Source organism: Enterobacter sp. NFIX59 (assembly GCF_900113755.1).
Classification (GTDB): domain Bacteria; phylum Pseudomonadota; class Gammaproteobacteria; order Enterobacterales; family Enterobacteriaceae; genus Enterobacter; species Enterobacter pseudoroggenkampii.
This window is the reverse complement of record NZ_FOQN01000004.1, coordinates 407,103-420,368: the sequence shown is the minus strand read 5'-3', so window position 1 is coordinate 420,368 and position 13,266 is coordinate 407,103. Positions and strand designations below refer to the sequence as shown.

Sequence of the window (13,266 nt, the reverse complement as noted above, 5' to 3'; positions counted from 1 at the left end):
ATAAGGAGTGCACCATGGTTAAGGTCGGTATTAACGGTTTCGGCCGTATCGGACGTAATTTCCTGCGCGCGGCGCTGGGTAACCCGGACCTGCAGATTGTGGCCATTAACGATCTGACGGACAGTAAAACCCTCGCCCACCTGCTGAAACATGATTCCCTTCTGGGCAAACTGCCCGCGCCCGTTGAAGCGGCAGAAGGCGCGCTGCAGGTAGACGGGCAGCGGATCACGGTGTTTAGCGAACGCGAGCCGGCGAATATCCCGTGGCGTGATGTCGGCGCCGACGTGGTGATTGAGGCCACGGGCTTCTTTACCGAGCGGGAGAAAGCGGCGGTACATATCACCCACGGTGGCGCTAAGCGCGTCATCATTTCCGCTCCCGGGAAGAACGACGACCTGACGATTGTGATGGGCGTTAACCATGACCAGTACGATCCCGCCCTGCACGCGGTGGTAAGCAACGGGAGTTGCACCACCAACGGTCTGGCACCGGCCGCGCAGGTGCTGCACCAGCAGTTCGGGATTGAGCATGGCCTGATGAACACGACGCACGCCTACACCAACAGTCAGGCGCTGCACGATCAGCCGGAGAAAGATCTGCGCGGCGCACGCGCGGCGGCGCTGTCGATTGTGCCCTACTCCAGCGGCGCGGCGAAAGCGCTGGGGAAAGTCATCCCCTCCCTGGACGGCAAGCTGACCGGGTACTCCCTGCGCGTGCCGGTGCCGGTGGTGTCGATTGTGGATTTAACCGTGACGTTGAGCCGCAACGTGACCGCCGAAGAGGTGAATGACGCGTTCCGCAACGCGGCCGCCAGCGGGCCCCTGAAAGGCATTCTGGGGTATAGCGATGAGCCGCTGGTCTCCAGCGATTACCAGGGCGACCCGCGATCGTCGATTATCGACGGGCTTTCCACGCTGGTCATCGGCGGGAACATGGTGAAGATCCTGGCGTGGTATGACAACGAGTGGGGCTTCTCCAACCGCCTGGTGGATCTGGCGGTGCTGATGGATAAGAAAGGGCTGTAAGCCTGAGGCCGGGTGGCGCTAACGCTCACCCGGCAAAAAATCATTCCGCTTTCACTTTCACACCCATAAACACAATCACCATCGCCATCACCAGCAGGAAACCGCTTCCCGCGAATACGCCGCTGGCGCCGTTGAGGTCAAATACTGCCCCGCCTCCGGCCGCACCGGCGCTTATCGCCAGCTGGATTGAGGCCACCAGCAGCCCCCCCGCACTTTCGGCTTCATCCGGGACAGTGGTGGCAAGCCAGGTTGACCAGCCCACCGGAACCAGGCCAAATGCAAAGCCCCACAGCGCGACCAGCAGCCCGTCCAGCATGGCCAGATGACCAAAGGCGACCATCATGAGCGCGAGTACGCCCATCGCAAACGGCACCAGCGCCAGCGTCAGGCGCAGATTGCGTGCCAGCAGATGCCCGGCAACGGAGGTGCCCACAAAGTTGGCAATACCAAAGCCCAGCAGGATCAGTGAAATGGTCTCCACGCTCGCCCGCCCCACCGTTTCCAGGAACGGACGCAGATAGGTAAAGAAGGCGAAATGGCCGCTGAAGATCAGAATGGTCGCCAGCATGCCGCCGATCATCCCCGGACGACGCAGCACGCGGAACAGCGTACTCAGGCTGCCGCTGCTCTCCGGCTTCATGGACGGCAGGACCCAGAGCTGCCACAGCAGCGCCAGCATGCTTGGCAGAATGCAGAGGATAAACACGTTACGCCAGCCGATCAGGCTGCCCAGATAGCTGCCCAGAGGCGCCGCGACTACCGTGGCAATCGATACGCTGGAGAAGATCACCGCCAGCGCCTTCGGCACTTTATCCGCCGGAACCAGACGCATCGTCGTGGCCGTCGACATCGCCCAGAATCCCCCGATGGCTACCCCCAGCAGCAGGCGCCCCATCAGCAGGACGTGCAGGTTGGGCGCAAAGGCCACCAGCAGGCTGGAGATAATTTGCAGCACCGAGAAAAACATCAGCACCCAGCGGCGGTCAATACTTTTGGTTGCCGGGGTGATCAGCAGCCCGGTGACCAGCGCCACCAGCGCGGTGGCGGTGACGGCCTGTCCGGCCATCCCCTCGGTCACGCCCAGGCTCGCGGCCATTGGCGTTAACAAACTGGCCGGCAGAAATTCTGCCGTAATCAAACCAAACACCCCCAGCCCCAGTGAATAAACGGCCCGCCAGGCGGGTTTTGCAGGCGCTACCGCCTCGCTCGCCGCGACACATGAACTCATCTGTTGATCTCCCGTTATAAAAATGTGACTACAGTCGCAAAAGAATAGAAGGTTCACCCTGGACGATCTATGACATATAATCTCCACTTATTGATTATTCGTCCGGAGTTGCGCCATGACCGTACAGTCACCCGATTTGATCAGCGAACTTTTACGCGGCATGCGCCTGTCAGGCGTGAAATACCGGCGCATTGAAGCCAGTGCGCCATTTGGCGTCGCGTTTCATCAGGCTCCCGGCCGGGCGCAGTTTCATTTTGTGAGCCACGGTAGCGCCCTGCTGCGCATGGAGAGCGGAGCAACGTTCGAACTGAGCGGTGGCGACGCCCTCTTTATTCCCGGCGGGAATTCCCATGCCCTGCTCTCTGACGAGCAGGCCCCTCTTACCCCTGTCAACGCCTTTCCGAGCGAGCCTATCTGCAGCTCGGTCTGCGCCATCACCTGCGAGCCCTGCCCGGAGAGCGAGAACACCCTCATCTTTAGCGGGTGCATGGATTTTGAGCTGGGCGGAATGCAGCCGCTGATCAAGGCAATGCCGGAAGTGATGATGGTCAGCCGGCTGATGTCCACCTGGCCTGAGATCCACCCGCTGCTGGCGGCGATGGAGCGGGAGTCCGTGGCGCGTCAGGCCGGGTTCGCCGGGATCCTTGCGCGACTGGCCGACGTGGTCGCGGCGTTAATTGTGCGCGGCTGGGTTGAAGGCGGCTGTGGTAAAGCCACCGGCTGGGTGCAGGTTTTGCGCGACCCGCGCCTGAGCCGGGCCATTTACGCCATGCACCAGCAGCCGGGCCTGAACTGGAGCGTCGCGGATCTGGCAAAAGAAGCGGGCACGTCCCGCTCCGTGTTCGCCGAACGGTTTCTGGCCGCGACGGGAACCACTCCGGCAAAATATCTCAGCGAGCTGAGGATGCGCCTGGCCATCCAGTACATTCGCCATGAAAATCAGCCGATAGAAACCGTCGCGCTGCGGCTGGGGTACGGCTCTCTGGCGGCATTTAGCCGGGCATTTAAGCGCATTATTGGACATGCGCCGGGCACGCTGCGGGAAGCCAGCCAGACGCCGGAAGAGGTCTGACTGGCCAGCAATATTTAACGCGAAGCGGGCAATATTCGTCTAAGGTTTTCAGGTGATTGACAACAGCGGTCACGCTGTTTAGTGAAGACAGGAGACGAACTGATGATAAGACCTCGTACACTACGCCCCGCGTTCTTGACCCTTGCGTTGGGCGGCGCGCTGCTCGGCGTAACGACATTCGGTTATGCCGACGATAGCCCCGCAGCCCAGACAGCCTCACCCGATATTTTGCTGGGCCCGCTGTTTAATGATGTGCAGAGCGCCAAACTGTTTCCCGATCAGAAAACCTTTGCGGATGCCGTCCCCAAAAGCGACCCGCTGATGATTCTGGCGGACTATCGGATGCAGCGCACGCAGTCCAGCTTTGACTTACGCCACTTTGTCGAGATGAACTTTACGCTCCCTGCGGAAGGGGAAAAATATGTTCCGCCTGCTGGACAAAGTCTACGTGAGCATATTGACGATCTCTGGCCCGTACTGACGCGCACCACGGATAAAGCCAGCAACAAATGGGATTCCCTGCTGCCGTTACCCAAACCTTACGTTGTGCCCGGCGGACGTTTCCGCGAGGTCTACTACTGGGACAGCTATTTCACCATGCTGGGCCTGGCAGAGAGCGATCATTGGGACAAAATCAGCGACATGGTGGATAACTTTGCCTATGAAATTGACACCTTCGGCCACATTCCCAACGGCAACCGCAGCTATTACCTGAGCCGATCCCAGCCGCCGTTCTTCTCGCTGATGGTGGAACTGCTGGCAACGCACGACAGTGATGCGCTGAAGAAGTATCGTCCGCAGATGGAAAAAGAGTATGCCTACTGGATGGACGGCGTCGACGCCCTTCAGCCGGGTCAGGCCAACAAGCGCGTGGTGAAGCTGGATGACGGCGCTGTCCTCAACCGCTACTGGGATGACCGCGACACTCCGCGCCCGGAGTCCTGGCTTGACGATGTAAATACTGCCAAAAGTAACCCTAACCGACCGGCAACCGAAATCTACCGTGATTTGCGTTCCGCCGCGGCCTCGGGATGGGACTTTAGCTCCCGCTGGATGGACGATCCGCAAAAACTCGGCACCATCCGGACCACCAGCATTGTCCCCGTGGACCTGAATGCCCTGATGTTCAAAATGGAAAAACTGCTGGCGCGGGCAGCCCAGGAGAGTGGCGACGCCGCCAGCGCAAGCAAATACGAGGCGCTGGCCACCGCGCGTCAGAAAGCCATCGAGAGCCACCTGTGGAATGATAAAGAGGGCTGGTACGCGGATTACGATCTGAAGAGCAAGAAGGTACGCAATCAGCTCACGGCGGCAGCCCTGTTCCCGCTTTACGTGAAGGCGGCGGCGCAGGATCGTGCCGATAAAGTCGCTGCGGCAACCTCCTCACGTCTGCTACAGCCGGGCGGAATAGCGACCACCACCGTCAACAGCGGTCAGCAGTGGGATGCGCCAAACGGCTGGGCCCCGCTGCAATGGGTGGCGGCGGAAGGGTTGCAGAATTACGGGCAAGAGAAGGTCTCGATGGATGTGACCTGGCGCTTCCTGAAAAACGTTCAGCATACTTATGACCGGGAAAAGAAACTGGTCGAGAAATACGACGTGTCGACAACCGGTACGGGCGGCGGCGGCGGCGAGTATCCGCTGCAGGACGGCTTCGGCTGGAGCAACGGCGTGACGCTGAAGATGCTGGATCGGGTCTGCCCGAAAGAGAAACCGTGCGACAGCGTGCCGGAGAATCGGCCTGCCGCGAATGATGAGGTGGCGCCGGTGAAGGCGACGGCGCAGTAAGTGAGTATTGCCGGGTGGCGGCTACGCCTTACCCGGCCTACTTTTTAAACTCACAGGGCTTTGCTTAGAAACTGTAACTCGCCCCTAACTGATACGTTCTGTCGCGCCCAATCCAGCAGTTGGTCGCATCGTAGCAGGTCAGCGTCTCTTTGTTGGTGATGTTCTGCGCGCTGGCCTTAAGCGTCAGCCCTGCCAGCGAAGGCAGGATTTCGCCCATCCGATAGGATGCCGCCAGATCGTACTGGGTGGTACCGCCCAGCTTACCCGCATCGTTAGCCGGTGAGATTTCCATCGGGCCGGTATAGCGCGCCCCCGCCCCCAGCATCAGCCCTTTCAGCGGCGTGTTCTCAAAGGTGTAATCCCCCCAGAGATTGAAGGCATTCTCCGGCACCTGCGTTGGACGTTTCCCTTTGTACTTATCATCTTCCGTGTTGATCGCGTGGGTGTAGGCATAGTTAGCAATCAGCGTCAGGTTGTCCGTCGGGCGGCTGATGGCAGACAGCTCAGCCCCTTTGGATTCCACCTCCCCGGTCTGACGATAGTTCAGGAAGCCCGGATCGGAGGTGACGACATTTTTCTGACGGATGTTGAACACCGAAGCGGTAAAGGTGGTGGCGTAGTCGGCCAGCAGATATTTCACGCCGCCCTCCACCTGCTTGCTGGTGGTCGGCTTGACGTCTTTCGCCGCAAGCGTTCCCTTCGGCGACACCGGCGCAAAGCCTTCGGAATAGCTGATAAACGGTGACAGACCATTATCAAAGGCGTAAAGCGCGCCCAGGCGTTTGGTGACGCGATCCTGAGAGACCCAGTCCTTATCACCGTTTTGCAGATAATTGGTGGTCACGGAGCGATAATCGTCGTAGCGCAGGCTACCCAGCAGATTTAAGCCCCCCCACTCCACCTGATCCTGCAGGTAGTAGCCGTTCTGCTGATAGCTCAGACGGTTTTTCTGGGCGGTATACAGCCCTAATGCGCTTTCACTGATTTGCGAATAGTCAGGATGACGCATATCCATGCCCGGCGTGGTCGACGCGTAACGGTAGTGGAAATGGGAGTTCAGCTTCTGGTAGTCAAACCCGGCCAGCAGATGGTGTTTCCAGTCGCCCAGCGCCACGGTTTTAGTCACCTGGTTATCGATGTTGAAGCTCTGCAGATCTTCATCGGTGGTGTAGGCAAAGCGGTTAAGCTGATAGACCTCGCTTCCCGTGCCCGTCGCATAGACGCTGCGCTGATGCGTATCGACGTCGAAATAGCGCGCCTTCTGGTTAAAGCCCCAGCCGCTGTCGAACGCATGTTCAAAGCTGTAGCCCAGCATCCACTGGCGCTGCTTAAATCCGTTCCACTCATCACCGGCATAGTCGCGCTTGCCCGCGTATTTCGAGCGCAGGTAGGCGAGCGGCAGCGGGTTCGACGGCGTCAGGCTCGGGGAGTTCTGCGCCAGCGCATCCAGAGTCAGGCGGGTTTTGCTGTCGGGTTGCCAGGTGACGGACGGGGCAACCAGGTAGTTTTCATACCGGGTGGTGTGCGGCTGATCGTCATTTTCCGTCGCTTTACCCAGCAGACGGTAGTTCCAGTCGCTGTCGGCGATCTGCCCGGTTGAGTCGAGATACCCCTCTTTCAGATTGCGGTTGCCGGTGTTAAATCCGAATTCGGTTCGCGCTTCTCGCTGTGGCTTTTTACTCTGGATATTCACCAGCCCGCCCGGCGAGCCGCCGCCGTAGAGAACCGATGAGGGGCCTTTCAGGATATCAACGCTGTCAATCAACAGCGGATCGATGCGGGCTTTGGTATTGCCGGTGACGTTATAGGGCAGCTGCAGCCCGTTGTAGAACTCCTGGTCGACGGTAAAGCCACGAATTTTATATTCGCTCATGTAGGAGGTATTCCCCCGCACCTCGGTTGAGACCCCTGGCGCATAGCGCAGGATTTCATTCACGGAATTCGCATGGCGCTTGTCAATTTCCGGCGCAGAGAGGGTCGTGATGACCTGCGGCGTTTTACTTTCAGCAACGGCCGATTTCGTGGCGCTGTTCGTCCAGGCCGGCAGCGCGCTGCCCTGCTCTGCGCCGGTGACGACGATAGTGGATTCTTCGGCGAATGCCGGAACGTGCAGTGCGAGCGAGACGGCGCCTGCCAGGGCGCATAGCGTAAAACGTGAAGGAGTCATAATGTCGTCTTGTTGTTAGATGCGATACGGAACGACAATTATTATCATTTAGATTAACAAATCAATACGCAGGCAAAAAAACGGCCCTCCGCAGAGAGCCGTTTACGTCATGTTATGCTCGTCGCAGTAACCTGAATATGCCCAGCACCACAATGGCGCCCACGACAGCGACCAGAAAACTGTGCAGGTCAAAACCACTTATGTTGCCTCCGAAGCCAAACATCGTCGCCAGCCAGCCGCCCACAACCGCACCAACGACCCCGAGTACGCAGGTCAAAATAAAGCCGCCGCCATCGTTTCCCGGCATGATCAATTTCGCGATAGCGCCAGCAATAAGACCAAAGATAATCCAGGCGATGATACCCATAGCGATGCCCTCTTGCAGGTTTAACGCGTGCGCAGAAAACCTTCTGCACAGCTAACTTAAGTATAGGTCATCGCCGGAAAACCATTTTCATCTCACCGACTTATCTTTACGTAAACAGGCAAAAAAAACTCACCGGTTTGTATTAAGTTTCATTGCAGATTGCCGATAACGCTAAGACAGTCTGTCATCAATCAAGGAGCCATCCGGCGTGAGTCATTACAGTGAGCAGTTCCTCAAGCAAAATCCGCTGGCTGTATTAGGGGTATTACGCGACCTGCAAAAAGGTGAAGTGCCGCTGCGCATCAGCTGGTCGAATAATCAGTTCATCAGCAAGATCCTTGACGCCTCGCAGGAGCGGCTGGTGATTGATTTAGGCAGTCAGGAGTATGAAAACCGCGCGGCGCTGAAGGCGGAGAATATCGCGGTGATGGCCGAAACGCAGGGCGCCAAAGTGGAGTTTGTCCTGTCGCGACTGGAACTGAGCGAGTACCAGGGACTCCCTGCTTTTGCTACCCCACTTCCCACCAATCTCTGGTTTGTTCAGCGTCGTGAATATTTCCGCATTAGCGCTCCGCTTCACCCCGCCTATTTTTGTAAGGCCAAAATGCCGGATAAAAAAGAGATCCGCTTCCGCCTCTTCGATCTGTCACTGGGCGGCATGGGTGCGCTGATGGATACGCCGAAACCCGACGGACTGGTAGAAGGCATGCGGTTTACGCAAATTGAACTGGATATGGGGGGCTGGGGTCGCTTTTATTTCGATGCACAGCTGATTGCCATCAGCGACCGTACCGTCGTGGACAGCAAAAATGAAACCATCACCACGCCGCGTCTGAGCTTCCGCTTCCTGAACGTCGGGCCCGGTGCAGAGCGTGAGCTTCAGCGCATCATCTATTCGCTGGAGCGGGAGGCGCGGGAACGCGCAAATAAAGTTCTGTAAGAAAATCGGGCAGCGTGACCGCCGCCCGTCTGCGGCATTACATGGCATCCATCGCTTTCTGTACTTTCCAGATATAACGAGGCGCCTGTGGTGCCGGGTGATTTTTCGCTACATGCTCAAAGAATTCGTCTTTGTCCATGCCGTTAATTTCTTCTATCGCCTCTTTGCGGTCAGAGGAGAAGGTTCTGAGCAACGCGCCGGCACCGTTAACGTAAGAGACCACCAGCGCGTACTGCATCACCTCCGGATCCTTAATACCCTTCAGCACGCCGTGCTCCATGATGCTCAGATAGGCCGTGCCCATTGAAATGTTACGTTCCGGGTTCTTCAGCTCGCTGGTTGACGGCTGACCGCTCCAGCCCATATAGCGGTAAACTTCTTTCCCCGCCGTTGACGCTTTAAGCTGCATCAGCCCCACCGCGTTGGATTTGCTGACAAGCGTAGGGTTACCGCCGGACTCCACCGCAATGATCGCCGTGATAAGACGCGGACTGACGCCCCAGGCCTTCCCGGCTTGTTCACTGATCGGCATCCACTGCATGGCCCGTTTAACCGGCACCTCCGGGTTCCAGGGTGGGTTTTGATAATCATGTTTTGAACTACAGCCAGCAAGCAACACAATCAAAAAAGCAAACCATCTCAATTTCACGTCATCTATCCTTATAGCCGGTCATCGCGGTGCGCCGCCTCTTGAAGCAGGCGTCGTATACGCGGCATGATATAGACAATTAGTTTCTCATTCAGCAAGGAATTGCCATGTCTCAGTTTCATCTCATCGCGCCGTCGGGCTACTGCATTAACCAGGACGCGGCGCAGCGGGGCGTTCAGCGTTTGCTGGAATCGGGTCATCAGGTAGAAAATCAGACGATTATCCCCCGCCGCCAGCAGCGTTTTGCCGGTACAGAAGCGCAGCGGCTGAATGATATCAACAGCCTGGTGAACCTGAAGGGTGACAACCGGATTGTGCTGGCGGTGCGCGGCGGATATGGCGCGAGCCGGCTGCTGGAGAGCATTGACTGGCAGGGTCTGGCGCAGCGCCAGCAGCATGATCCGCTACTTATATGCGGCCACAGCGATTTCACCGTCATCCAGCTTGGGCTGCTGGCGCTACATAACGTTACCACCTTCAGCGGCCCGATGCTGGCCGGTAACTTCGGCGCCCCGGAGCTGAATGCGTTTACCATGGAACACTTCTGGCGCGCGCTGCGCAATCCCACCTACAGCGTGGAGTGGCAAGGCAATGGACCGCACTGGGAATGCGAAGGTCAGCTCTGGGGCGGCAACCTGGCGATGCTGGTTTCGCTTATCGGCACGCCGTGGATGCCGCACATCGAGGACGGCATTCTGGTGCTGGAAGATATCAACGAACATCCGTTCCGCGTCGAGCGCATGCTGTTGCAGCTCTATCATGCCGGTATTCTTGAACGCCAGTCCGCGATTGTGCTGGGCAGCTTCAGCGGTTCTGCGCCGAATGACTATGACGCGGGTTACTCCCTGGAGACCATGGTTGAGTTCATTCGCTCGCGGCTGGATATTCCGGTCATCACCGGTCTGGATTTCGGCCATGAGCAGCGCACCGTGACCCTGGCACTGGGGGCACACGCCTCGCTGATCCACAATGATTCCGGCAGTCGGCTGACCATCAGCGGCCATCCTGTCATAAAGGCATAAAAAAGCCGTTATACCCCCTTAATAAAACGCTGTTGCCGTCGTTAATATGTTAGGGTTTTAGTAACAGCGTTAACATTGAGGTGGGAGTAAGAGAACATTGGATGCCGCAGCGATAATCAGCCTTTTCATTTTGGGTTCGGTCCTTGTAACCAGCAGTATTTTATTAAGTTCATTTTCATCGCGTCTCGGCATACCTATTCTTGTCATTTTCCTCGCCATCGGCATGCTGGCCGGCATTGATGGCATTGGCGGTATCCCTTTCGATAACTACCCTTTCGCCTACATGGTGAGTAACCTCGCGCTGGCGGTGATCCTGCTGGACGGCGGGATGCGCACCCAGGCGAGCTCCTTCCGCGTGGCCTTAGGGCCCGCGCTGTCGCTCGCCACGGTCGGCGTGCTGATTACCTCCGGCCTCACCGGAATGATGGCCGCGTGGCTTTTCCATCTCAATATCATGGAAGGTTTGCTGATTGGCGCGATTGTTGGCTCAACCGATGCGGCAGCGGTATTTTCCCTGCTTGGCGGAAAAGGGCTTAACGAACGCGTGGGTTCAACGCTTGAGATTGAATCCGGCAGTAACGATCCGATGGCGGTGTTTCTCACCATTACGCTTATCGAGATGATTCAGCAGCACGAAAGCGGGCTGAGCTGGACGTTTGCGTTACATATTCTGCAGCAGTTTGGCCTGGGGATTGTCATCGGCCTGGCAGGGGGATATCTGCTCCAGCAGACGATCAACCGTATATCGCTTCCTCTGGGGCTTTACCCGCTGCTGGCGCTGAGCGGCGGCATTCTCATTTTTGCCGTCACTACCGCAGTGGACGGCAGCGGCATTCTCGCCGTCTACCTCTGCGGGTTCCTGATGGGCAACCGCCCTATTCGTAACCGGCATGCCATTTTGCAGAACTTCGACGGTCTGGCCTGGCTGGCGCAGATCGGCATGTTTCTGGTGCTGGGTCTTCTGGTTACGCCATCGGACCTGCTGCCGATCGCCGTTCCGGCGCTGCTGCTCTCTGCATGGATGATCTTCTTTGCCCGTCCGCTGTCGGTATTTGCAGGCTTATTGCCGTTTCGTGGCTTCAACCTGCGCGAGCGGATCTTCATCAGCTGGGTGGGCCTGCGCGGCGCGGTGCCGATTATCCTTGCGGTGTTCCCGATGATGGCCGGTCTGGATAACGCGCGGCTGTTCTTTAACGTGGCGTTCTTCGTGGTACTGATTTCGCTGCTGTTCCAGGGAACCTCGCTCGGGTGGGCGGCTAAAAAAGCCAAAGTGGTGGTCCCTCCCGTGGGCTGGCCGGTCTCCCGCGTGGGGCTCGACATTCATCCGGAGAACCCGTGGGAACAGTTCGTCTATCAGCTGAGCGCCGACAAATGGTGCGTGGGGGCTTCGCTGCGCGATTTGCATATGCCGGCCGAAACGCGCATTGCCGCTCTGTTCCGCGACAACGTTCTGCTGCACCCTACCGGCAGCACCCGCCTGCGCGAAGGGGATATTCTCTGCGTGATTGGCCGCGAGCGCGACCTGCCCGCGCTGGGCAAACTGTTCAGCCAGTCGCCTCCGGTGGCGCTGGATCAGCGTTTCTTCGGCGATTTTATTCTCGAAGCTAGCGCTAAGTTTGCGGATGTGGCGCTGATTTACGGGCTGGATGAAGGTGCTGAAGACGGAGATAACCAGCAAACGCTGGGCGAAATCATCCAGCAGCGGCTTGGCGCTGCCCCGGTCGTGGGAGACCAGGTGGAGTTTGCCGGGATGATCTGGACCGTTGCCGAAAAAGAAGATAACGCGGTGCGGAAAGTCGGTTTGAGGCCGATGGAAGAGGAAGCGGAGTAGCGGTTTTTTTGCCGGGTGGCGGCTTCGCCTTACCCGGCCTACAAAACCCTCGAACGTAGGTCGGGTAAGCGTTAGCGCCACCCGACGCAAACATTCGTTACACCGTCACAACTGGCACTCTCGGCGCCAGCGCGCACATCAATTCGTACCCCACCGTGCCCGCCGCGGCAGCAACGTCATCAATCTTAATTTCGTTACCCCACAGCTCGACCGGTGAACCGATGCCCGCCTGCGGGCAGGGCGTCAGGTCAACGGCCAGCATATCCATTGATACGGTGCCCACCGTTCCCGTGCGAACCCCATCGACCCACACAGGCGTACCGGTCGGCGCGATGCGCGGGTAGCCGTCGGCATAGCCGCCCGCCACGATGCCAATCCGCTGCTCGCCCTTTGCCCGGTAGCGGCTGCCGTAGCCCACCGTGTCGCCGGCCTTCAGGGTTTGCACACCAATGATTTCGCTGCGCAGAGTCATGACCGGCTTCAGGCCGCTGTTGGCGATATCCTGCCACTGGCCTGAGGGAGACGCACCGTACAGAACGATCCCCGGACGCACCCAGTTATAGTGCGCCTCGGGATGCCACAGCGTGGCCGCCGAGTTCGACAGCGAGCGCGGGCAGTCCAGCCCTTCTGCCGCCTGCTCAATGCGGACCATGGCATCGGCAATGCCGTCCGGTCTTTCCGCGTCGGCAAAATGCGCCATCAGCGTCATTTCACCTACGTTCTTCAGCGCGCGCAGCTGCTGCCAGACCGTATGCACCCGCTCAGGCTGGAAGCCCAGGCGGTTCATACCGCTGTTCACCTTGAGATAGATATCCAGCGGAGCATGGAGCTTCGCATCCTGAATCGCCTTAATCTGCCAGTTGCTGTGCACGCTGGTGGTCAGCCGATACTTATCCAGCAGCGGCAGATCGTCGGCGTGGAAGAAGCCCTCCAGCAGCAGTATCGGCCCTTTCCAGCCGCGCTCGCGCAGCAGAATGGCCTCTTCCAGATTAAGTAACGCAAAACCATCGGTGGCGCTCAGGGCGCTCCAGATACGATCGATACCGTGGCCGTAGGCATTCGCTTTCACCACCGACCAGACGCGCGAACCAGGTGCCGCCCGACGAACAATTTGCAGATTATCCTTCAGGGCCTGCAGGTTCAGCTGGGCCAGAACAGGACGGGACATGACAACTCC

General features: G+C 58.4%; 11 protein-coding genes. 6 read left to right on the top strand and 5 right to left on the bottom strand.

Annotation, left to right across the window (positions count from 1 at the left end; genetic code table 11):
* Window positions 1-14: 14 nt before the first annotated feature.
* Window positions 15-1,025, top strand: a complete 1,011-nt coding sequence (gap, locus tag BM007_RS16475) for a type I glyceraldehyde-3-phosphate dehydrogenase (protein ID WP_090419840.1) — start codon at window positions 15-17, stop codon at window positions 1,023-1,025.
* A gap of 40 nt (window positions 1,026-1,065) precedes the next feature.
* Here gap and BM007_RS16470 read toward each other — a convergent pair whose 3' ends face one another.
* A complete protein-coding gene (locus BM007_RS16470; protein ID WP_090419838.1) occupies window positions 1,066-2,253 on the bottom strand; it encodes an MFS transporter in 1,188 nt (395 codons plus the stop codon).
* Window positions 2,254-2,368: 115 nt separating this feature from the next.
* On the opposite strand from BM007_RS16470, the gene BM007_RS16465 reads away from it, so the two are divergent.
* Window positions 2,369-3,325, top strand: coding sequence for an AraC family transcriptional regulator (locus tag BM007_RS16465; RefSeq protein ID WP_024909819.1), 957 nt, complete (start codon window positions 2,369-2,371; stop codon window positions 3,323-3,325).
* Window positions 3,326-3,427: 102 nt separating this feature from the next.
* Entirely contained in the window at window positions 3,428-5,113 is a 1,686-nt protein-coding gene (locus BM007_RS16460; protein ID WP_090419835.1) for an alpha,alpha-trehalase, read from the top strand.
* Window positions 5,114-5,177: 64 nt separating this feature from the next.
* Here BM007_RS16460 and BM007_RS16455 read toward each other — a convergent pair whose 3' ends face one another.
* Together BM007_RS16455 and BM007_RS16450 are read right to left on the bottom strand one after the other, a co-directional pair.
* A complete protein-coding gene (locus tag BM007_RS16455; RefSeq protein WP_090419832.1) occupies window positions 5,178-7,280 on the bottom strand; it encodes a TonB-dependent siderophore receptor in 2,103 nt (700 codons plus the stop codon).
* A 112-nt stretch (window positions 7,281-7,392) separates the two neighbouring features.
* Window positions 7,393-7,647, bottom strand: a complete 255-nt coding sequence (locus BM007_RS16450) for a GlsB/YeaQ/YmgE family stress response membrane protein (RefSeq protein WP_008502662.1) — start codon at window positions 7,645-7,647, stop codon at window positions 7,393-7,395.
* A gap of 208 nt (window positions 7,648-7,855) precedes the next feature.
* Here BM007_RS16450 and BM007_RS16445 point away from each other — a divergent pair, with 208 nt between their 5' ends.
* On the top strand, window positions 7,856-8,587 hold the full coding sequence (locus BM007_RS16445) for a flagellar brake protein YcgR (RefSeq protein WP_024909816.1): 732 nt from the start codon (window positions 7,856-7,858) through the stop codon (window positions 8,585-8,587).
* A gap of 37 nt (window positions 8,588-8,624) precedes the next feature.
* On the opposite strand, the gene emtA is transcribed toward BM007_RS16445, so the two are convergent.
* The gene (gene emtA / locus BM007_RS16440) at window positions 8,625-9,236 is read right to left on the bottom strand and encodes a membrane-bound lytic murein transglycosylase EmtA (RefSeq protein ID WP_024909815.1); all 612 of its coding nucleotides are present in this window, start codon (window positions 9,234-9,236) and stop codon (window positions 8,625-8,627) included.
* 107 nt (window positions 9,237-9,343) lie between these two features.
* On the opposite strand from emtA, the gene ldcA reads away from it, so the two are divergent.
* Window positions 9,344-10,258 carry a muramoyltetrapeptide carboxypeptidase gene (gene ldcA, locus BM007_RS16435; protein ID WP_090419829.1) on the top strand — a complete coding sequence of 305 codons (915 nt, stop codon included), beginning with the start codon at window positions 9,344-9,346 and terminating at the stop codon, window positions 10,256-10,258.
* A 97-nt stretch (window positions 10,259-10,355) separates the two neighbouring features.
* Window positions 10,356-12,089, top strand: a complete 1,734-nt coding sequence (locus tag BM007_RS16430; protein WP_090419826.1) for a potassium/proton antiporter — start codon at window positions 10,356-10,358, stop codon at window positions 12,087-12,089.
* 97 nt (window positions 12,090-12,186) lie between these two features.
* On the opposite strand, the gene dadX is transcribed toward BM007_RS16430, so the two are convergent.
* Complete coding sequence (gene dadX / locus BM007_RS16425; protein WP_032647719.1) at window positions 12,187-13,257, bottom strand: catabolic alanine racemase DadX; 1,071 nt, start codon at window positions 13,255-13,257, stop codon at window positions 12,187-12,189.
* Window positions 13,258-13,266 lie beyond the last annotated feature (9 nt).